Here is a 20,253-nt window from a genome sequence, read left to right as displayed (position 1 = left end):
ATCTATCACTCATGACATTTTCTGTCATCAGGGCAGCGTATCCCTTGGTCGACCTAAGTCGGAGACATTCATGCTGACCTTATTAACCTTCCCCGCCGCCTTTGGTGCCTTCAGCGCCAGCCCCTTCTGCGTCAAGACCGCGTATATGCTGCAACATTCGGGCCAGAACTGGCAAAGATCCGACATGCTGGACCCCAGCAAGATGCCGCATCAAAAGCTGCCAGTCCTGCGCACGCCTGACCGCCTTTTGCCCGACAGCGATCTGATCCGCGCGTGGCTTGAGGCGCAGGGAGCCGATTTTGACGCGGGCCTCAGCGACGTTCAAAAGGCTCAGTCCCGCGCCCTGATCCGGATGGCCGAAGAGCATATCTATCACCACGTTGTTCTGGACCGCTGGGGCAATGATGCGGTGTGGCCCATCCTGCGCGATATGTTCTTTACCGGCGTCCCTTCCCTGATCCGCCGCCCGGTCACGGCTGCCATCCGCAGGTCCGTCATGAAACGCATGGATGGTATCGGGGTTTCACGATTTTCGGATGCCGAACGCACCGACCGTCTGGAACGGGATCTCGAGTCGATCTCGGCCTTCCTCTGGCAATCTCCGTTTCTGTTGGCCGAACACCCGACTGCCGCTGATATGAGCGTCGGCCCTGTTCTGGCGGCCATGCGCGAAACGCCGATTGAAACCCCGCTGACCCGCAGGATCAAAGAGGATACTCTGCTCAACAGCTATGTTGACCGGGTAAAAAGTGCGATCCCTTTGATATGAGACCATTTAACGACCCCGCCATTCAGGCCGTTTTTGCGGCCTATCCCGAACCCACGCGGGCGGGCGCTCTGAAACTGCGGGAACTGGTCTTTGAAACCGCCGGATCGCTGCCCGATGCCCCGCCTTTGCAAGAGGCGCTGCGCTGGGGACAACCCGCCTATCTGGCGCCAAAGGGCTCGACGATCCGGCTGGGCGGGCACAAGGCTGCCCGCTTTGCCCTGTTCGTGCATTGCCAAAGCCGATTGATGGGTGAGTTCACGTCGGCTTTTCCGGGCGAAGATCGGATCGACGGCAATCGCGCCGTGCTATTCGATGAGCCGGACCAGATCGACCCGACCCGCCACGGCTGGCTGATTGCACGAGCCTTAACTTATCACCTCTGACGGCGCTTGCGTTCGACCTTGCGCTTGATCTTGTCCTTCTTTCGCTTGGTGCTGACCGCTTTGCGGCGCGTCGGTCGGCCTTTCGACCCGCGTCCCCGCGGCAGGGCCTGATCGTCGATAGACAACAGTTCTAGTTCAAGACCACCCGTCACCGGCGTGGCCTCGGTCAGACGGACTGTGACGCGCTGGCCGATGGCGATCATCAGGCCGGTATCCGAGCCCATCAACGTCCCTGCCTCGCGGTCAAAGTGGAAGAACTCACGCCCCAATGAGCGCACGGGAACCAAACCATCGGCCCCGGTTTCGTCCATTTTCACGAAGGCCCCGAACCGGGCGATACCGCTGATCCGACCGGAAAATTCATTGCCTACACGTTCACTCAGATACGCCGCCAGATAACGGTCGGTTGTGTCCCGCTCGGCCATCATCGAGCGGCGCTCGGTGTCCGAGATATGGGTGGCGGTCTCATCCAGCCGCGCGATTTCATCCTCAGTCAGCCCGTCTTTGCCCCAGCCATGGGCCGTGATCAGCGCTCTGTGAACGATCAGGTCAGCATAGCGCCGGATGGGCGAGGTGAAATGCGCATAGTTTCGCAACGCCAGCCCGAAATGGCCGAAATTCTCGGCGTTGTAATAAGCCTGCGCCATCGAGCGCAGGGTCGTCAGGTTGATCAGCTCCGCATCCTCGGTCCCCGCGGCGGCATTCAGCAGCGCGTTCAGGTGCCGGGTTTGCAGCACTTGCCCTTTGGCGAGGTTCAACCCTGCCGCCTGCGCGGTTTCCCGCAGGCTCTCCAGTTTTTCAGGTGCGGGTTCTTCATGGACGCGGAACAGCAGCGGGCGGCGCTTAGCGATCAACGTTTCAGCAGCGGCCACGTTTGCGAGGATCATGAACTCCTCAATCAGCTTATGCGCGTCCAGACGGTCGCGGAACGCCACGCTGGTCACTTCGCCTGTATCGCTGAGGACGATCTTGCGCTCCGGCAAATCCAGCTCCAAGGGCTGCCGTACAGACCGCGCCTTTTTCAGCGCGGCATAGGCGGCGTATAGTGGCTGTAGAACTGTCTCCAACAATGGCCCGGTACGGTCATTCGGATTGCCGTCAATAGCCTCCTGCACCTCGGCATAGTGCAGCGAGGCGGCAGAACGCATCAGGCCGCGCACGAAGCGGTGGCCGATTTTGTTGCCCTCGGCGTCGATCTGCATCCGCACGGCGATACAAGCGCGCGGGACGCCTTCGTGCAAGGAACACAGATCGCCCGACAGGCGATCCGGCAGCATCGGTACCACGCGGTCGGGGAAATAGCTGGAATTGCCACGCTTGCGCGCCTCTCGGTCCAACGCGGTGCCGGGCTGCACATAGGCGGCGACATCGGCGATGGCGACCCAGATCACATGGCCGCCCGGGTTCTTGGGGTCGTCATCGGCATGGGCATAACAGGCATCGTCGTGGTCCCGCGCATCCGAAGGGTCGATGGTCAGCAGCGGCATATCCCGCAGGTCTTCGCGCCCTTTCAGACCAACCGGTTTGGCCTTGTCGGCCTCGGCAATCACCTTGTCGGGGAAATCGTCCGGGATGCCATGCTGGTGGATCGCTATCAGCGAAACGGCCTTGGGGGCGGTCGGATCACCCAAGCGTTCAACAATCCGCGCGCGCGGCAGGCCCATTCGGTTCTTGGGTCCGGCTTGCTCAGCCTCGACCAGTTCCCCATCCTTGGCACCCAGCAGGGCACCCTCGGGTACCAACCATTCGGACGAACTCGCTTTGTCGATGGGCACGATCCGCCCGCCCTCGGCCCCTTTGCGAAAGATACCGACGATCTTGCGCGGGTTGGTCCCGATGCGGCGGATCAGGCGCGCCTCGTAATTGTGGTCTTCCTCCTGAACTACGGTCAGGCGAGCCAGAATGCGGTCGCCCTCGCCCAGCGCGGGGTCGCTGGCGCGGGTGATGAGCAGAACGATCGGCTCCACCCCTTCGCCATGCCACTCCAGAGGGCGCGCGAACAGGTCGCCATCGTCGTTCGGAGCCCTCACCTGCAACACGCTGACCGGCGGCAGGCGATCCGGGTCACGATAGCTGCGCTTGCGCTTTTCAAGATGCCCTTCGGCCTCAAGTTCCTTGAGGATACGCTTGAGATCAATCCGGTCCGCGCCCTTGATTCCAAAGGCCTTGGCGATATCGCGTTTCGAGGTCAGGGTGGGGTTCGCCGAGATCCAGTCGAGGACCTCCTGCTTGGTGGGGATGCGAGTCATAGTTCCGGCGTATCACGGGGATGCGACCGCGTCATGACCAAAAAGGATCAGGGGTTCAGATCGGCCACAGTGTCGACATCACGCAACTGATCCAACAGTGCTACGCGCATTCCCGGCACCGTGGCCAGAGTGTCAGCCAAGGTGTTTTCAGTCGACCAGCGCACATCGCGGAACAGGTGTGACGGCAGAGCACCGTATCGCTGCGCGCCGACCAGCCAGTAGCCGCCATCCGGTGCCGGGCCAAACACCATCTGCGCCTGACCCAAAGCGTCGAACGCCCGCGCGATATGGCCAGGTGTGATCCCCGGAATATCCGCGCCGATCAGGCAAACCGGGCCTTTCGGCATGCCACGCAGCATCCGCCCCATACGATCACCCAGATCACCGCGCGCCTGCGGCGCGCGCGGCAAATCCGCGGGCCAGATGCGGCTGGTCAGCCCCTCTCGGTCCGGAGACACCGCCAGCACGATCTGCCAGCGCGGGTCACGCAGACGCCGGATCAGCGAACGGGTCTGATGGCGAAACCACCACGCCGCACCGACCATACCGATATCCCGGCCCAGACGTGTCTTGACCCGGCCCGGGCGCGGTTCTTTCACCATGATGACTAAGGTGCGCTGCATGGATCAGGCAAAATAATCCCGCAGGATACGCGTATAGATCGCCTTGAGCTGGTCGATCTGCGCCACCTCTACGCATTCGTCCACCTGGTGCATGGTGCGCCCGACCAATCCGAACTCGACCACCGGGCAGTGGTTCTTGACGAACCGCGCGTCCGAGGTGCCGCCGGTGGTCGACATCTCAGGCCGGATGCCGGTTTCGGCCTCAACCGCCTGCGCCACTAGGTCGGACAGGGGGCCGGGCGGTGTCAGGAAACTTTCGCCTGAGATTTTGATCTTGATATCGACTTCAACGTCAAAAGCCTCGGCCACAGCCGAAGCCTCGGCCCGCAGCCAGTCACTGAGGCTGGCCCCGGAATGCAAATCATTGAACCGGATGTTCACCGCCCCGCGGGTTTGGGCAGGAATGACATTGGTTGCAGCGTTGCCAGTGTCGATATTCACAACCGCTAATGTCGACGCATCGAAATGGTCGGTTCCCTGATCCAGCTCGTGACTGGCCAAGTTGTGCATCAGCCGCGCCATGGCGGGCAAAGGGTTCTTGGCCCGATGCGGATAGGCCGAATGGCCTTGCACCCCGGTCACGGTGAACCATGCCGTCATCGAGCCGCGACGCCCGATCTTCATCATCTCGCCCATGGTGTTGGGGCAGGTCGGCTCCCCCACCAAACAAACCGACATCTTCTCACCCGCCTTGGACATGTAGTCCAGCAGCGCAGTCGTGCCGTCGACGGCGTCGCCCTCTTCGTCGCCAGTGATCGTCAGAAGGATCGCCCCGTCCGGAGGTGTATCGCGCACAAAGTCCACTGCCGCCGCAGCAAAAGCGGCAACACCGGATTTCATATCGGTCGTGCCGCGCCCAAACATCACCCCGTCATGGATCTCTGCCCCAAAGGGTGGCTTGGTCCAGGCGGCCTCATCCCCGACAGGCACCACATCCGTGTGACCGTTGAAGCCAAAGCTGCGTGCATGACCCTTTTCACCCCAGCGCGCGAACAGATTGCTGACACCGCCACGGTCTGCGCGGGTACATTCGAACCCTGCCTCTGACAGAAGCTTCTCCAGCAATACCAGCGCGCCGCCTTCTTCGGGTGTGACCGATGGGCAACGGATCAGCTCGGCGGTCAACTGTACCGGATCAGTCATGATTAAGCCTCTTAGGTTCATATGCATGCAGGTTCGCGCACAGATTCAACGAATTGCGCCGGTTGCCAACCCCCGGACGCCCAAATGCACACGCTTTTTTCCGCATGTATCGACCTGACACGCCAATAAAACAACGGCCTTTACCCAGCGACCACCTTGCCGCGCCGTTCACAATTGCGATAGAGCCGCGCGAAACAGGTAAATTGACGATGAAACGCGCCCTTTTCGCATTGTTCTGCCTGACGCTCATGGCTTTTGCACAGCAAAGCTCGGCGCAGACGCTTGATGTCACCACAGTGACCCGCCCCCCGTTTTCCTATGTCGAAGACGGGACCCAGACCGGGTTTTCCATGGACCTGCTTCAGGCCCTGGCCGAGTCGCTGAACTGGGACTATTCGGTCAATCGGGTCGAAGGGTTTGGCGACATGCTTGAGGCGGTTTCCAACGGCTCGGCCGATCTGGCAATCGCCAACATCTCGATCACCGCATCTCGTGAAACGATGATGGATTTCAGCCAACCGATCTTTGAGGCCGGCTTGCAAATTATGGTCCCGTCCGAGGCAGCGCGCCAGCCGTCGCTGCTGCATGCGCTGCTGTCGCGCGAGTTGTTCATCGCCATCGGGCTGGCCTTTGCCCTGCTGTTGGGCGGTGGCATGTTGATGTGGACGTTCGAACGCCGCTCGCAACCTTATTTCGACCGCAAACTGAACGAGGCGTGGTTTCCATCCTTCTGGTGGGCGCTGAATCTGGTGGTCAATGGCGGGTTCGAAGAACGCATGCCCCGCACACCGTTTGGCCGCCTGCTGGGCGTTGTTCTGGTGATTTCCTCGCTGTTCATCGTGTCGGTCTTTACCGCGCGGATCACCTCGGTCATGACGGTGGATGCAATCAGCGGCAACGTGAACTCGGTCAATGATCTGTACGGCAAACAGGTCGGGACAATCTCGGGCTCGACCGCGGCGAACTTCCTGACCCGGCGTGAGGTTGAGTTCACCGGCTATTCCGGGCTGGATGAGATGCTGACCGCGTTCGAAGACAAGGATCTGGACGCTGTGGTCTTTGACGCGCCGATCCTGGCCTATTATGCAGCGCATGAGGGACGGCGGATCGCCACCATGACCGGCGGCGTCTTCCTGCGTGAAAGCTATGGGATCGCCTTCCCAACCGGCTCGCCTCTGGTCGAGGACGTCAATCAGGCGCTGCTGGCGCTGCGCGAAGACGGCACCTATGACGAAATTTACCGCAAGTGGTTCGGGGTCCGGAACTAAACCTGTTCCTCATCTCCAAAGAACGGCGTCATCTGCGCCACGATAACCGCGTTTTCATCCAAAGCCCGCTGCATCAGCGCCCGTTCGTCCGGGTCGATGTCATGGCCTTGCGCCTCACGCTCGGCCAACGTTCCGTATCCCGTGACGTCCAGAGGGGCGGTATCAGCCTGTTTCAGAATGGCCACGGTTTCGCGCACGGCCTCGGCCTCATCCACACCGCTGGCAAAACACATCAGCGCCGCCCCGGTCGCACCTTCGGGCAGGCCATCGCCATCCTTGCGGCCGATTTGTACAAGCAGGGTATAGACTTGCTGACGGGACGGTTTCTTTTGCTTTTCCATGCCGCCTGCCTTACGTGCCGAACAGGATGCGGTCAACACATTCACCTACACCCGACAGTGGTCGATTCGGGTCACGTACCGCGGAACAGAATCAAAACCACACACATCGCCCCCTTAATCATGTGCAAAATAGACACATGCAGTTAACAAATATATCGCCAAGGGATTGACACGTTTTTTCCGAAGAATCCACATGGTTGAAAATGGCAGCAGACCGCCGATTTTTCGGCCTCGAATGCGCGGCTTTCCGCTTACGGCAGCATCGCCGATCCGACCCGTTACGAGGTGAAAAAGGCGAAAACTAAACTACACGAACTATTGGTAGATTTTTTGAAAAGGAAAGTTCAATGAGCACGTTGTCCAAACTTCTGACGACCGTAGCAAGCGTGTCTGCCCTGGCTTTAGCTCCAGCAGCGTTTGTTGTGACAATTGCGTCTTCCAGCCCTGCATATGCGCATGAGCACGGCGAAAGTGAAGGCGGTGGTGAAAGCGAAGGCGGCGGCGAAAGCGAAGGCGGCGGCGAAAGCGAAGGCGGCGGCGAAAGCGAAGGCGGCGGCGAAAGCGAAGGCGGCGGCGAAAGCGAAGGCGGCGGCGAAAGCGAAGGCGGCGGCGAAAGTGAAGGCGGCGGCGAAAGCGAAGGCGGCGGCGAAAGCGAGGGCGGCGGCGAAAGCGAAGGCGGCGGCGAAAGTGAAGGCGGCGGCGAAAGCGAAGGCGGCGGCGAAAGTGAAGGCGGCGGCGAAAGCGAAGGCGAAGAGGCCGAAGTCACTGAGTCCGAAGAGGACGAAGACGAACACCGCGGTGAAAACCGCTAATCGGGTTCGGCAATTAGCCTCGACCGGGAAGAGTGATCAGAGTTGGAGTTCCCCGGAAATCCGACCCTGTACCCTCCGCCCCCAAAAAAACGGAAAGGCCCGAGTTGCACTCGGGCCTTTTTATTTGGTCTAAGCTGTCAGTCACGCAGCAATTCGTTGATGCCGGTTTTCGAGCGGGTCTTTTCATCCACCCGCTTCACGATCACCGCACAGTAGAGGCTGACGTTGTTTTTGGACGGCATCGAACCGGCGACGACAACGGAATAAGGTGGGACCTCACCATACATGACCTCACCGGTTTCACGGTCGACGATCTTGGTCGATTTGCCAATGAAGACGCCCATACCCAGAACCGAACCTTCGCGAACGATACAGCCCTCGACCACTTCGGACCGTGCGCCGATAAAGCAGTTGTCCTCGATGATGGTGGGACCTGCTTGCATCGGCTCCAGCACGCCGCCGATACCAACACCGCCCGACAGGTGCACGTTCTTGCCGATCTGAGCGCAAGAACCCACGGTGGCCCAGGTATCAACCATGGTGCCTTCGTCGACATAGGCGCCCAGGTTCACGAAAGACGGCATCAGCACCACACCGGGCGCAATATAGGCGGATTTGCGGACAACGCAGCTTGGCACGGCACGGAAACCAGCAGCCTTCCACTGGTTCTCACCCCAACCGGTGAACTTGCTGTCCACCTTGTCCCACCAGCCGCCGTCCTGGGGGCCGCCGGTCTGGATTTCCATGTCCTTGATGCGGAAGCCCAGCAGGACCGCTTTTTTGGCCCACTGGTTTACATGCCAATCGCCACTGTCCAGCTTCTCGGCAACCCGCAGCGAACCGCTGTCCAATGCGTTCAGCGTGTCTTCGATCGCCTCGCGTGTCTCGCCGGTGGTGGCGGGGGTGATGGTATCGCGTGCTTCCCAAGCGGCTTCGATGGCGGCTTCCAGTTGCGCGTTGGACATTTGCGGCTCCCTGCAGAATCTGTTCACGTTGGTGTTGCCTATAAGCAAGCAAAGGACTCACCGCAATGCGACGCAGAACATGCGGTTTGCGGCTGATTGCTGCGGTCTCAGCCGCTCAGAGGGTCAGGAGAGATGTTTCCACCACAGATCAGCACGGCCACGCTTTCCCCTGGCGCGGGCTGATATGCCCCCGAGATCAGCGCAGCCAACGCGGTTGCACCGGCCGGTTCCACCAGAATGCGATGGGCCTGCCACAGCAGCTGCTGCGCCTCGGCAATGGCCTCATCCGTCACCAGAACCGAAGTCATCCCTTGCGCCAGCCCGAAACAGATCGACCCGATCCGCCGCGCGCCCAGCGCGTTGGCAGCGATACCCGAAACAGAGACATCTAGCGGCTCGCCCGCCTGCAAGGCCGCGTTCAGCGCGCAAGAGGTTTCGGGCTCGACCGCCACAACCTTGCGCGCGCCATCCAACCAAGCCAGAGCACCCGCAATCAGACCACCACCGCCCACAGCAATCAAAACCGTGTCGGCTTGCAAACCCTGCGCCTCCCACTCGGCAAAGCAGGTTCCCTGCCCGGCCACTGTAGCGGGCGCGTCATAGGCGTGGATCTGCATCGCACCGGTCGCCTCTTCATGCGCCCGCGCGCCCATCAAGGCATTGGCGTACTCACCGGACACAACGCTCAGATCAGCGCCGGTTTGCTTGATCAAGGCGATCTTGGAAGGCCCCGCGATTTCCGGCACAAAGATCTTGGCCGGGTAGCCCAGCGCCCGCGCCGCATAGGCCGCAGCGGCGCCATGATTGCCACCGGATGCTGCCACGACTCCTGCTTCGGGCACATCGGAACTCAGCAGCGTGTTAAAGGCCCCACGCGCCTTGAAGCTGCCGGTATGCTGTAAATGCTCCAGCTTCATCTCGACCGGATAGTCCAGTCCCAAGGCCGTACTTTCCATCACCGGCGTCACCTGCGCATATCCGGATATGCGCTCGGCGGCTGCTGAAATTTCGTTCTTCCAATTCATTGTTGTTCTTCCGTGACTGGCGCTCTGCCCGCGAACCCTATAGCTGTTTGAGGAACACGCAAGCAGGGATAGATCACCAATGAGAGAAGACCGCCTGAGCCCATTCCGCGACGCACAGACCGACCGCTCGACCGCGAGCGAGGTGCCGGACACGCCGCAGACACGCTCACCCGCTTATCGCCTTGCCTTTGCGGACGACGATTTCCTGTGCCGGGATGAGCTGCGCCCGGTGCGTTTGCAGCTGGAATTGCTCAAGCCCGAGATGATCATGACCGAGCGTGAGATCACCTCGACCATCGTCATGTTCGGTGGCGCGCGTATCCCTGAACCGTCGCAGAAACACACGGCCCGTACTGAAACGCTGGCCAGCCTTTCGCAATACTACGATGAGGCGCGTGAATTCGCCCGGTTAATGACGGAAAAGTCGAACGAAACCGGATGCCGTGAAAACGTCATCGTCACCGGCGGTGGCCCCGGTGTGATGGAGGCCGGAAACCGCGGCGCTCAGGATGCAGGCGGGTGTTCCATCGGCCTGAACATTGTGCTGCCGCACGAACAGGCGCCGAACCTTTTCGTGACGCCAGAGCTCAGCTTCAACTTCCACTATTTCGCCATCCGCAAGATGCATTTCCTGATGCGCGCCCGTGCCATCACCATCTTCCCCGGTGGTTTCGGCACCATGGATGAACTGTTCGAGTCGCTGACATTGATCCAGACCGGCCGGATGGATCGCGTTCCATTCCTGCTGTTTGGGCGTGAATTCTGGGAAAAGGTCATCAACTGGGAAGCGCTGGCTGATGCGGGCACCATATCCGACGAAGACCTCGACCTGTTCCGCTTTGTCGATACCGCGCAAGAGGCGGTCGAGATCATCGAGAATTGGGAACCCGCCCCTCCCCGCAACGAAATTCCGGGGCGCTGAGCCATGGCCCCCAGACCCGGCGAGATGCTGCATCTGCGCGGCAATGCCCTGAACGCCGGCGATCCAGTGGCGCTGCCGTTGACCCAAAGCAGCATGTACCACCTGCCCGGCGTGACAGAGGGGCTTGCCACTTATGGGCGCGTTGATAATCCAACTTGGGTGCATCTGGAACACGTTCTGTCCCATCTGGAGGATGCGCCCTGTCTGATCTTCCCGTCAGGCATGGGGGCGATCTCGGCAGCGTTGTTTGCCACGGTAAAGTCCGGGTCGCGCATCCTGATCCCCTCGGACGGCTATTACGTAACGCGACTGCTGGCGGACCGGTTTCTGTCGGGCCTGGGCGTCTCAGTCACGGAACGCCCGACGACCACCTTTGCCGAGGGCGGGTTCGACGGCTTCGACGTTGTCTTTGTCGAAAGCCCTTCGAATCCCGGTCTGGACATGATGGACCTGCCCGCCATCGCCTCTGCCGTGCGCGCGGCAGGAGGCATCACAATTGCTGACAACACAACCATGACGCCGCTGGGCCAGCGCCCGCTGGACATGGGGATCGACGTGGTGGTCGCCTCGGACACCAAGGCGATGGGTGGACATTCCGACCTGCTAATGGGCCACGTCGCCAGCCGCAATGCACAAATCATGGAGCGTGTCGAGGAATGGCGACGCGTCTCGGGCGCAATCCCCGGACCGCACGAGGCGTGGCTGCTGCATCGCGGCCTTGAAACACTGGATGTGCGTTTCGACCGTATGTGCGCCTCAGCGCAGGTGCTGGCCGAACGTCTGGCGGATCATCCGGCGGTGAAACAGGTGCGCTATCCCGGCCTGCCCGGTGACCCGTCGCACGCATTGGCCAAGGCCCAGACCGCGCGCTTCGGGTTCCTGCTGTCGATCACGCTTGAGAGCGAAGAGAAGGCCGAGACCTTCATCAACGCCTGCCCGATGCTGCGCCCTGCCACCTCTTTCGGCGGCGTCCACAGCTCGGCGGAACGCCGCGCGCGCTGGGGCGACGACGTCGACACAGCCTTTATCCGCCTGTCGGTCGGTTGTGAACCGGTTGAGGAGTTGTGGCAGGCCATCGAGGCCAGCTTGAACGCGCTGTGATTACTTCTTGGGCTCGCGCAGTTCTTTGAACACGTAGATCGGCAGCACCACGCTGGCGATCAGCGCGCCCAGCCAGACCAACAGGGTTGCCGCCAGCAGGTTGGAAATGCCGCCCACGGTCAGCCCATTGGTGATCAGATCGGTCACCAGCAAGCCCACAAAGGTCACGATCAACGCGATCCCACCCTTCAGCGCAGGCGCTCTTTTCTCACCCAACTTCATGATCAGCGGCTCGGCGATCCACTGCACCAAAGTAAAGACGATCACCACCACGATGAACGAGATCGGCCGGATTGCAAATTCCGGCAGCAATATCGCAGCAAGCAGCAACCCGTGATGAGCGACAACCAAGTTGACCGGCACCGACAGCCAAGTTGGCCGGTGGCTTGAACCGGAATGAGGGCGGAGCCCGATTGGAGGTTTGAGCCACCGGATCGGCCCTTTTGGGAGGGGTACGGGGTAGGTGCTGGCCGCTGTGGCCCGGTAGGTTGGAGACCTCTGAACGTGAATACGGAGGTTCCGAATGCCGGGGAAACCCGTCACCGACCAGCAAATGAGATTGTACATGTCCGACCGACCCTTTCATAACCAACGTGTTGCCGCAGCCCGTGCCGGTTTCAGCGAACGCACCGGGCGCAGGATTGAAGCAAACCCGGTACTGCCTTCGCAGCGCAAACCAGTCCGTGGTCGCACCGTCCCTGATCCTTTGGAGGCTGTGTGGCAGCCTATCCTGATCCCGCTCCTCGAACGGGATTCTTCCGTGCAAGCTGTGACGTTGCTCCGTCATTTGCAGATGCTGGATCCTGACGGCTTCCCCGATGATCGGGTCCGGCGGACGCTGGAACGACGGGTTCGGGAGTGGCGCGCCCTGCATGGCCCCGAGCGCGACGTGATCTTTCGCCAGTCCCCGGAGCCAGGGCGTATGGGACTGTCGGACTTCACCGATGCGACTGAACTCGGCGTGACAATCGCCGGTCATTTGCTGCTTCATCGGCTTTTCCACTTTGTTCTCGCCTACAGCGGCTGGGAGCATGCCGCGCCGGTTCTGGGCGGGGAGAGTTTCACGGCACTGGCTGAAAACCTTCAGAATGCGCTCTGGACACTTGGGGGCGTGCCGCAGGAGAGCAGAACCGACAGCCTGTCGGCCGCGTATCGCAATCTCGACAAGGATGCGACCAGGGATGTCACCGAACGTTATGAGGCGTTCTGTCGGCACTATGGGATGGTCGCGAGCCGCAATAATCCCGGCGAAGCCCATGAGAATGGCGCGATCGAAGCACACAACAATCATCTCAAGGTGGCTTTGGATCAGGCTCTGATCCTGCGGGGATCGCGGGACTTTCCCGACATCGATGCCTGGCGCCGGTTTGTCGACGAAGTTGTCGCCCGCCGCAACCGCCGCCGTGAGGACAAGATAAAAGTCGAGTTGCAACACCTCAAGCCGCTGCCCACGCAGCGCACCACCGACTTCACCGAACTTGTCGTGCGTGTTGTCAGGACCGGAGGTTTCCTGGTCCACAGCGTGTTCTATTCCGTGCCCTCGCAGTTCATCGGCCAGCGCTTGCGCGTTCACGTCTATGACGACCGGATCGAAGCCTATCTCGGGGCCACGCATGTGGTCTCCCATCCCCGCATGCGCGGGCGCAAGGACGGTAAACGTATCCATAGCATCAATTACCGGCATGTCATCCATGCCCTGCGTCGCAAGCCTCAGGCTTTGGCAAATTCCGTCTATCGCGACAATCTCTTCCCCAGGTCCGAATACGCTGAGGCCTGGAACCGCCTCTCCGAGGTTTTGCCCCGCAAAGAGGCTTGCAAACGCATGGTCGATCTGCTCTGGCTGGCCCATAGCGAGAACTGCGAGGCAGACCTGGCCGCGCTGATCGCCGGGGACTTTGCAAATGGCGCATTGCCAGATGCCAAAACCCTGCGGAAACAACTCCTTGGGTCACGCACGGAATTGCCGGAAGACCGAAAGGTCAGACTGACGGATCTGTCCAGCTTCGATCGCTTGCTGGAGGTGCGCACATGACACAGGTGTCCAAACCACAAACTGTCGATGTGCACGCCTTGCCCGCCCTGTTCACCGCTTTGCGTCTGCCCAGCTTCCAGCACCACTGGGAGCGCTTCGCGCAACAGGCCGATACCGAGAACTGGCCTGCAGCCAGGTTGCTGGCCACTCTAGCCGAGATCGAATTGGCTGAGCGCGAGGAACGCCGCATTCGACGCCACCTGGGCCAATCGGGCCTGCCCGGCGGAAAAACCCTGGCCACATTCGAGTTCAAAGCCGTACCTGAGCTGTCACAAGCCCGGATCGAGGCGCTCGCAGCAGGCGACTGGGTTGAAACCGGCGCCAATCTGATCGCCATCGGAAACTCCGGCGCGGGCAAGACGCATATTCTTTGCGCCATAGGACATGCTCTGATCGAAGCCGGGAATCGCGTCCTCTACACGCGAACAACCGATCTGGTACAGAAACTTCAGGCTGCCCGGCGAGATCTCGTGTTGGAAACTGCACTGGCCAAACTCGACAAATTCGATCTCGTCATTCTGGACGACATCACATATGCCCAGAAAGACCACGCCGAAAGCTCTGTTCTCTTCGAACTTATCGCACGGCGCTATGAAAACCGAAGCCTTGCGATCGCTGCCAACCAGCCATTCAGTGCATGGGGCAAAATCTTCCCCGACCAAGCTGTTACCGTCGCAGCCATCGACAGGTTGGTTCATCACGCCACGATCCTCGAGATGAACTTCGAAAGCTACAGGCGACGCTCAGCTGAAAATCAACGTCGGCCAAAACAAAAATCCACCGGAAAAGCCAAAACCTGAAGGAGAAGCAAACCAGACCATAAACACGTCATGAACTGCGGCTAAAACCGGACAACGAGGTTGTCGCTACCGGACAAAATGGTTGACGGCGTACAAACCCGATAGCATTGCCCGCCAGCAGGGCCAGAATGGACTTCAATCTGCGCGTCATAGGGGTCTCCGTCAAAACAGTTCGAAACATGCATATGTTAACAGAGTTACGGGGATTTACGAGCGGTTTCAAAAGCCTCTTCCTTTTGGACCATTGAAAACGCATGATAAAACTCATCCTGTTCAGACCGACCTGCGAGAGGTGAGATGAGCGACGATCCCTATTCCGCCCTTGGTGTCGCCAAAGATGCAAGTGATGCCGAGATCAAAAAGGCCTATCGGCGCATCGCCAAGGAATGCCACCCCGACCTCAAGCCCGGTGACGCCGAGGCCGAGGCCAAGTTCAAGGCCGCAGCAGCCGCATATGATCTGCTGAAAGACCCGGAAAAGCGGGGTCAGTACGACCGGGGCGAGATTGACGCCTCGGGTCAGGAACGCCCACAGCAGCAATATTATCGCGACTACGCCGAGGCCGCTGGCAACCCCTATCGCGGGCGTCAGGCCGACCCCGAGGACATGTCGGATATCTTCGCCGAGTTTATGCGAGGCCGGGGCGGTTATGGCCAGCGCACCCAGGAATTTCATGCCCCCGGCCACAACCGTGCCTACAGCCTGCAAATCAGCTTTCTGGACGCGGTTTTCGGCGCCAGCCAGAAACTGACCCTGCCCGACGGCGACCGGATCGAGGTCAAAATCCCAGCCGGTATCACCGACGGCCAAACCATCCGCCTGCGCGGCAAAGGCGACCCGGGTTTTGGAAAAGGACCTCCGGGCGATGCTCTGGTCACGGTCTCGGTGGCGAAACACCCCGTCTTTGATCGGCAGGGCGACGACATTCACATCACGCTGCCCATCACGATTGATGAGGCCATTCTGGGCGGTAAGATCCCCACTCCGACTATCGACGGCGGTGTCAATGTCAGTGTGCCGGCAGGCACCAGCAGCGGCAAAACCCTGCGCTTGCGGGGCAAGGGGGTGAAGAAACGCGGCTCAACCGATCGCGGCGACCAGCTGATCGAACTGACGGTAACGATGCCCGACCAGATCGACGAAGACCTCAAGAAGTTCATGGAGAGCTGGCGCGAGAACCACAGCTATGATCCGCGGAAAGGAATGCCATCATGACCCTGACCGAAGAACAGCTGATCGCAACCGTCACTCGTCTGACCTCGACCCGGCTCACCGAATATCTGGCCGCCGAGATCGTGATCCCCGAGCAGACCGAGCAGGGCCTTGTCTATCACAGCCTCGATGTGGCGCGGCTGGAACTGGCCTGCGAGCTGCATGACCAATACGAGATGGAGCCCGATGCCCTGTCGATGATGATCTCGCTGATCGACCAGATGCACGGCCTGCGCGCAGAGCTGCGTGAGGTTCTCAATGCCGTCGAGGCACAGCCCGAGCCGGTCCGTCAGACCCTGATCGAGGTGATCGAAACCGCGCGTTTCAAACGCGGGTAATCAGTTTCCGGCAATGTACTCTTCGGGCACAAAAAAGGTGTAGTCCCGATCCGCGACCGCCTCGTGGCAGTCGTGGCAATAGGCAACCGCACGGGCGCGATGCCCTGTGGTGTCCCCAAACACAGACCCGTCCGGCAATATCATGACATAGCGCCAGTCCGCCGTGTCAGGAAGGGTGCCTTCCGGCATCTTCTCCATCACGAACAACGCGCCGGGATGGATGTTGCCTTCATCCGTAACCGTCACGCTGTCCTTGGCCAGCACCGAGCCCACAGGCAGTTTATCACCTTCTTGCATGGTGCCGTAATTATGCGCCATGCGGTTGGCATAGCTGTTGACAAAGCGCTGGCCATGGGTGGCCGAGATATAAGGCGCATCATTGAACAGCGGCCAGTTCTGATAATTCAACAGCTCATCCAGCCGCGCCGTGTCATAGCCCCGCGCCATACGGCGTTGCAGGGATTTGTAGATCTTCAAGGCCTCTTCCTTGGACAAGTCCGCAGGGTTTTCGATAGCGATATGCGCATCTTCACCCTTGGACTGCGCCACAGCGCTTGTGGCGGCAAGGCCCGAAAGCGCTGAAACTAAGACGAAATTTGATAACAGTCGTTGAAACCGTAAAAACATATAGATGGCCCACCTGATTGATTAGGTTCGCCTGAACGCCGCACGTCATGCCAGATAAAAGATAGCGGCCCTGAACAAACGCACCAGAGCCGTCAGGCGGCTTTCACCGCTTTGTGCGCAAGAGTGAGATGCGCATTCCAGCCCCGGTGCGCGAAATATAGCAAATTTCGCATGCAAAAAACAGCGGGCCGTAAATTAATTTATTGTCACCCAGATCGAGACAGTAAGGTGCCTCAGGTTTTCAACCCGGCCTCAGCCTCGATCTGCTTGCGCGATTTGCGGGCGCGCTCGGTGGCAGATTTCAACTGACCACAGGCCGCCATGATATCCTCACCCCGCGTCTTGCGGATCGGCGAGGCATAGCCCGCCTGATAGATGATATTGGCGAACGCCCGGATCCGGTTGTTCGAGCTGCGCTTATACGGTGCGCCGGGCCATTCGTTGAACGGGATCAGGTTGATCTTGGCCGGGATGTTATGGCGCTTGATATGGTCGATCAGACGGTGCGCGTCCTCGTCACTGTCATTAACGCCATCCAGCATCACATATTCAAAGGTGATCCGCTCGGAATTCGATGCTTTGGGATAGCTGGCCAGCGCAGCCAGCAGCTCTTCGATGTTCCAGCGCTTGTTGATCGGAACCAGCACGTCGCGGGTCTCGTCGGTTGTCGCGTGGAAAGAAATTGCCAGCAGGCAGCCGATCTCCTCGGCTGTGCGCGCGATTTCAGGCACCACGCCCGAGGTCGACAGGGTGATCCGGCGGCGCGATAGAGAAATCCCTTCGGGGTCCATCGCAATCTTCATCGCATCGCGGACATTGTCAAAATTATAGAGCGGCTCGCCCATGCCCATCAGAACGATGTTCGACAGCAGGCGGGTTTCGTCCTTGGGCGCGCCCGGGGTCGGCCATTCCTCAAGATCGTCACGCGCCATCATGACCTGACCAACGATTTCCGCAGCCGTCAGGTTACGCACCAGCTTCTGCGTACCAGTGTGGCAGAAAGAACAGGTCAGCGTGCAACCCACCTGAGACGAGATACACAGCGTGCCGCGATCCTCTTCGGGGATATAAACGACCTCGACCTCATGCCCGCCCGCGATCCGGCACAGGTATTTGCGGGTACCGTCCTCGGACACCTGACGGGTCACAACCTCAGGGATTTCGATCACGAAACTTTCGGCCAGCTGCGCACGGTAGGCTTTCGCCAGATTGGTCATCTCGGCAAAGTCACGCACGCCCCACTGGTAAATCCATTGCCAGATCTGACCGGTCCGCATCTTGGCCTGCTTTTCCGGGGTGCCATTTTTAATCAATGCGTCACGCAGTTGATCGCGGGTCAGACCGACGAGGTTGATTTTCCCCTCGGGCAATTTGCGGGGGATGGTCATGACATCTTGAGTGATCGGCGCTTTGGGCGACATGGGGCTATCTCGACGGATTCTGGCTTGGGATGCGCCTCTATATAGGATCGCGCGCAAAGATCAAAAGAAATCGACGCGCCTAATTTGCATAGCGCAGCAATTCATCCACACGTGCCCGACCTAACTGAACCCGGCAGGCGGTGATGCCGATCCCTGTACCCGACCCGCCGCCGTATGAGGCACCCACGGCCTCGCATTGCGCATCGCGATACGCGACCCAGGCGTTCTGTGCCGTTTCAAGCGCAGGCTGGGCCACTAACCGACCGGTGACCTCATCCAGTTCCTTGGCGGACTCGACAGCAAACCCATATGCGGCGTCGAGGGCCATATTCACGCGTTCTTCCATATCGGACACGCACGCCCCAATTTCGACCTGCGAATGCGCGTCGGCGCATTCCAGCGTCGGATCGGCGATGGCGGACATGGGAACGAGGCAAAGAATCACAGCACAACGCATGAAAGGACTCCTGTTCGACAGAGCCCCAACATAACACAGCATTTTGCCTAAGGGATCAGTTCGTGCAGCGCTTCTGCGCGTCTTCAAGCGCAGCGGTAAAGCCCAGCAGAGAGAACGTGTCCTTGGTCTGTGTACCGCGCTCTGAACGCGCAGTCAGAACCGCCTCGGTGCCTTTTTTCATGGCTTCAATCACCTGCGGTTCCTGACCTTGCGTCGCAGGCCACGCCCATTCGCCATCGGTGATGAATTCAAACTCCTGATCGTCGATCTTGACATTGACCGATGACCCGGCTGCAAACGGATACCCGCCGGTAAAGGAAACCTGACCGGCCACTTCTTCACTGGGGCGGAAAACCACAAACAGCAGAATATCGCTGCGCCGCACCGATACCACGCGTCCGCCTCGGGTGTTGACGGTTTCGTCTGGTGTCGCAACGCTCCAGCATTCGGTGGGGTCATCCTCGACGAACACACTCCAGTCCGTCTTGGCGGCCACTCGGTTGGTACTTGTCGCCTGCTGGGCGGTTGCAGTTGTGGCCATCCCTGCCACGCACAGGCCCGCGATCACACGGACGAGTTTCGATCCCATCTGTCCAGCCTCCTAGCTCGACCTAAACCTCATACCCATCGAAAATGCCTGCGCACCTTGCCGGTTCGTCTGTAAGTTGCGTATTCCGATGATTGTCGACATACACACACTAACGCAGGTTTCGCCACAGGCGAAAGGGCGATTGGCAGAATTTTGCGCATATTCAGGAGGGGCCAGATGACGCAGCCGGTACCAATGACAGAACTGTGGCGAGGTCCCCTGCTGGAAAGCCTGCATCTGGGCCATGCGGTGATCTGTGATGACAGCGGCCAGATCGTGCAAAGCTGGGGTGATCCGAACGCGGTGATATACCCCCGGTCTTCGGCCAAGATGATCCAGGGTTTACCACTGATCACATCCGGGGCAGCGGCGAAATACGGGCTGAACTCCGAACATCTGGCGCTGGCCTGCGCCTCACATAGTGGTGCGCATATTCATACGGATCGGGTGACAGCGTGGCTGGACCATCTGGGCCTTGCCGAGAGCGATCTGCGCTGTGGTCCGCAGGAACCGCAGGACATGGCCGCGCGCGACGGGCTGATTCTCGCCGACGATACGCCCTGCCAGATTCACAACAATTGCTCGGGCAAGCACTGCGGGTTCCTGACCGTGGCGCAGCACATGGGGGCCGGGCCGGAATATCTTGAGATCGACCACCCCGTGCAGCAGGCATGTCTGTCGGCGTTAGAGGAAACAACGGATGAGACCAGCCCGGCCTATGGCATCGACGGCTGTTCAGCCCCGAACTTTGCCACCTCATTGGTGGGGCTGGCGCGGTCGATGGCGTGGTTTGCTTCGGCCGCTGACCGCTCGGACCGGGCCAGCGATGCGGCGGCGCAACTGACCGCAGCAATGATGAAACACTCCGAACTGGTCGCCGGCGAAAACCGCGCCTGTACCGAGTTGATGCGTGCCATGAAGGGCCGCGTCGCGATCAAGACCGGGGCCGAGGCGGTTTTCATCGCCATCATTCCGGAAAAGCGTATGGGCGTGGCGCTGAAGATCACCGACGGTACCACTCGCGCCAGCGAATGCGCCATTGCGGCCATTCTGGTTAGTCTGGGCGTGCTGGAGGCCGAGCATCCGGCCACACGCACATTCATGGACGCCACCCAATACAGCCGTCGCGGGCTGGAATGCGGCGTGATCAAACCTGCACCGGGGTTCCCGGGCTGA

General features: G+C 60.1%; 22 protein-coding genes. 11 read left to right on the top strand and 11 right to left on the bottom strand.

Annotated elements, in window-relative coordinates; all coding sequences use genetic code 11:
* Positions 1-70: 70 nt before the first annotated feature.
* Positions 71-769, top strand: coding sequence for a glutathione S-transferase family protein (locus tag ACOQOY_RS13445; RefSeq protein WP_420585915.1), 699 nt, complete (start codon positions 71-73; stop codon positions 767-769).
* Complete coding sequence (locus ACOQOY_RS13440) at positions 766-1,152, top strand: DUF1801 domain-containing protein (RefSeq protein WP_420585914.1); 387 nt, start codon at positions 766-768, stop codon at positions 1,150-1,152. The genes ACOQOY_RS13445 and ACOQOY_RS13440 overlap by 4 nt, the downstream gene beginning before the upstream one ends.
* On the opposite strand, the gene rnr is transcribed toward ACOQOY_RS13440, so the two are convergent.
* Genes rnr through dapE form a run of 3 tightly spaced genes read right to left on the bottom strand, consistent with a single transcriptional unit; the run spans position 1,143 to position 5,167 of the window.
* Positions 1,143-3,401 (bottom strand): ribonuclease R, encoded by a 2,259-nt coding sequence (gene rnr, locus ACOQOY_RS13435; protein ID WP_420585913.1) that lies wholly within the window; start codon positions 3,399-3,401, stop codon positions 1,143-1,145. The genes ACOQOY_RS13440 and rnr overlap by 10 nt on opposite strands.
* Positions 3,402-3,448: 47 nt before the next feature.
* Entirely contained in the window at positions 3,449-4,024 is a 576-nt protein-coding gene (locus tag ACOQOY_RS13430; protein ID WP_420585912.1) for a TIGR04282 family arsenosugar biosynthesis glycosyltransferase, read from the bottom strand.
* 3 nt (positions 4,025-4,027) lie between these two features.
* Entirely contained in the window at positions 4,028-5,167 is a 1,140-nt protein-coding gene (dapE, locus tag ACOQOY_RS13425; protein ID WP_420585911.1) for a succinyl-diaminopimelate desuccinylase, read from the bottom strand.
* 209 nt (positions 5,168-5,376) lie between these two features.
* Between dapE and ACOQOY_RS13420 the strand changes: the two genes are divergently transcribed.
* Positions 5,377-6,435, top strand: coding sequence for a transporter substrate-binding domain-containing protein (locus ACOQOY_RS13420; RefSeq protein ID WP_420585910.1), 1,059 nt, complete (start codon positions 5,377-5,379; stop codon positions 6,433-6,435).
* On the opposite strand, the gene ACOQOY_RS13415 is transcribed toward ACOQOY_RS13420, so the two are convergent.
* Positions 6,432-6,776, bottom strand: coding sequence for a hypothetical protein (locus ACOQOY_RS13415; RefSeq protein ID WP_170447141.1), 345 nt, complete (start codon positions 6,774-6,776; stop codon positions 6,432-6,434). The two genes, ACOQOY_RS13420 and ACOQOY_RS13415, sit on opposite strands and share 4 nt — an antisense overlap.
* Positions 6,777-7,123: 347 nt before the next feature.
* Between ACOQOY_RS13415 and ACOQOY_RS13410 the strand changes: the two genes are divergently transcribed.
* Positions 7,124-7,588, top strand: coding sequence for a hypothetical protein (locus tag ACOQOY_RS13410; protein WP_420585909.1), 465 nt, complete (start codon positions 7,124-7,126; stop codon positions 7,586-7,588).
* Positions 7,589-7,725: 137 nt separating this feature from the next.
* Here ACOQOY_RS13410 and dapD read toward each other — a convergent pair whose 3' ends face one another.
* Together dapD and ACOQOY_RS13400 are read right to left on the bottom strand one after the other, a co-directional pair.
* Positions 7,726-8,553, bottom strand: a complete 828-nt coding sequence (dapD, locus tag ACOQOY_RS13405; RefSeq protein ID WP_420585908.1) for a 2,3,4,5-tetrahydropyridine-2,6-dicarboxylate N-succinyltransferase — start codon at positions 8,551-8,553, stop codon at positions 7,726-7,728.
* A 107-nt stretch (positions 8,554-8,660) separates the two neighbouring features.
* Entirely contained in the window at positions 8,661-9,578 is a 918-nt protein-coding gene (locus tag ACOQOY_RS13400; protein WP_420585907.1) for a threonine/serine dehydratase, read from the bottom strand.
* 79 nt (positions 9,579-9,657) lie between these two features.
* Here ACOQOY_RS13400 and ACOQOY_RS13395 point away from each other — a divergent pair, with 79 nt between their 5' ends.
* Both ACOQOY_RS13395 and ACOQOY_RS13390 read left to right on the top strand, forming a co-directional pair.
* A complete protein-coding gene (locus ACOQOY_RS13395) occupies positions 9,658-10,500 on the top strand; it encodes an LOG family protein (RefSeq protein WP_420585906.1) in 843 nt (280 codons plus the stop codon).
* Between the two features lie 3 nt (positions 10,501-10,503).
* Complete coding sequence (locus ACOQOY_RS13390; protein ID WP_420585905.1) at positions 10,504-11,601, top strand: cystathionine gamma-lyase; 1,098 nt, start codon at positions 10,504-10,506, stop codon at positions 11,599-11,601.
* Here ACOQOY_RS13390 and ACOQOY_RS13385 read toward each other — a convergent pair whose 3' ends face one another.
* Positions 11,602-11,952, bottom strand: a complete 351-nt coding sequence (locus tag ACOQOY_RS13385; protein ID WP_420585904.1) for a hypothetical protein — start codon at positions 11,950-11,952, stop codon at positions 11,602-11,604.
* A gap of 172 nt (positions 11,953-12,124) precedes the next feature.
* Between ACOQOY_RS13385 and istA the strand changes: the two genes are divergently transcribed.
* From istA to ACOQOY_RS13365, 4 genes are all read left to right on the top strand, one after another.
* The gene (istA, locus tag ACOQOY_RS13380) at positions 12,125-13,633 is read left to right on the top strand and encodes an IS21 family transposase (RefSeq protein ID WP_420583780.1); all 1,509 of its coding nucleotides are present in this window, start codon (positions 12,125-12,127) and stop codon (positions 13,631-13,633) included.
* Positions 13,630-14,433: an IS21-like element helper ATPase IstB gene (istB, locus tag ACOQOY_RS13375; protein ID WP_420583779.1), complete on the top strand. Its 804-nt coding sequence runs from the start codon at positions 13,630-13,632 to the stop codon at positions 14,431-14,433. Before istA ends, istB begins: the two co-directional genes overlap by 4 nt.
* A 297-nt stretch (positions 14,434-14,730) precedes the next feature.
* On the top strand, positions 14,731-15,648 hold the full coding sequence (locus ACOQOY_RS13370) for a DnaJ C-terminal domain-containing protein (protein ID WP_420585903.1): 918 nt from the start codon (positions 14,731-14,733) through the stop codon (positions 15,646-15,648).
* The gene (locus tag ACOQOY_RS13365; RefSeq protein ID WP_420585902.1) at positions 15,645-15,983 is read left to right on the top strand and encodes a hypothetical protein; all 339 of its coding nucleotides are present in this window, start codon (positions 15,645-15,647) and stop codon (positions 15,981-15,983) included. Before ACOQOY_RS13370 ends, ACOQOY_RS13365 begins: the two co-directional genes overlap by 4 nt.
* Here ACOQOY_RS13365 and ACOQOY_RS13360 read toward each other — a convergent pair whose 3' ends face one another.
* From ACOQOY_RS13360 to ACOQOY_RS13345, 4 genes are all read right to left on the bottom strand, one after another.
* On the bottom strand, positions 15,984-16,610 hold the full coding sequence (locus ACOQOY_RS13360) for a cytochrome P460 family protein (RefSeq protein ID WP_420585901.1): 627 nt from the start codon (positions 16,608-16,610) through the stop codon (positions 15,984-15,986).
* A 233-nt stretch (positions 16,611-16,843) separates the two neighbouring features.
* Complete coding sequence (gene rlmN, locus ACOQOY_RS13355; RefSeq protein WP_420585900.1) at positions 16,844-18,031, bottom strand: 23S rRNA (adenine(2503)-C(2))-methyltransferase RlmN; 1,188 nt, start codon at positions 18,029-18,031, stop codon at positions 16,844-16,846.
* A gap of 79 nt (positions 18,032-18,110) precedes the next feature.
* Positions 18,111-18,488, bottom strand: a complete 378-nt coding sequence (locus ACOQOY_RS13350; protein WP_420585899.1) for a lysozyme inhibitor LprI family protein — start codon at positions 18,486-18,488, stop codon at positions 18,111-18,113.
* A gap of 55 nt (positions 18,489-18,543) precedes the next feature.
* Complete coding sequence (locus ACOQOY_RS13345; RefSeq protein WP_420585898.1) at positions 18,544-19,077, bottom strand: invasion associated locus B family protein; 534 nt, start codon at positions 19,075-19,077, stop codon at positions 18,544-18,546.
* Between the two features lie 177 nt (positions 19,078-19,254).
* On the opposite strand from ACOQOY_RS13345, the gene ACOQOY_RS13340 reads away from it, so the two are divergent.
* The gene (locus ACOQOY_RS13340; RefSeq protein ID WP_420585897.1) at positions 19,255-20,253 is read left to right on the top strand and encodes an asparaginase; all 999 of its coding nucleotides are present in this window, start codon (positions 19,255-19,257) and stop codon (positions 20,251-20,253) included.

The organism is Ruegeria sp. (assembly GCF_965221235.1).
Taxonomy (GTDB): domain Bacteria; phylum Pseudomonadota; class Alphaproteobacteria; order Rhodobacterales; family Rhodobacteraceae; genus Ruegeria.
Note: the sequence above shows the minus strand (reverse complement) of the source record. Positions and strands in the feature narration are given on the sequence as shown.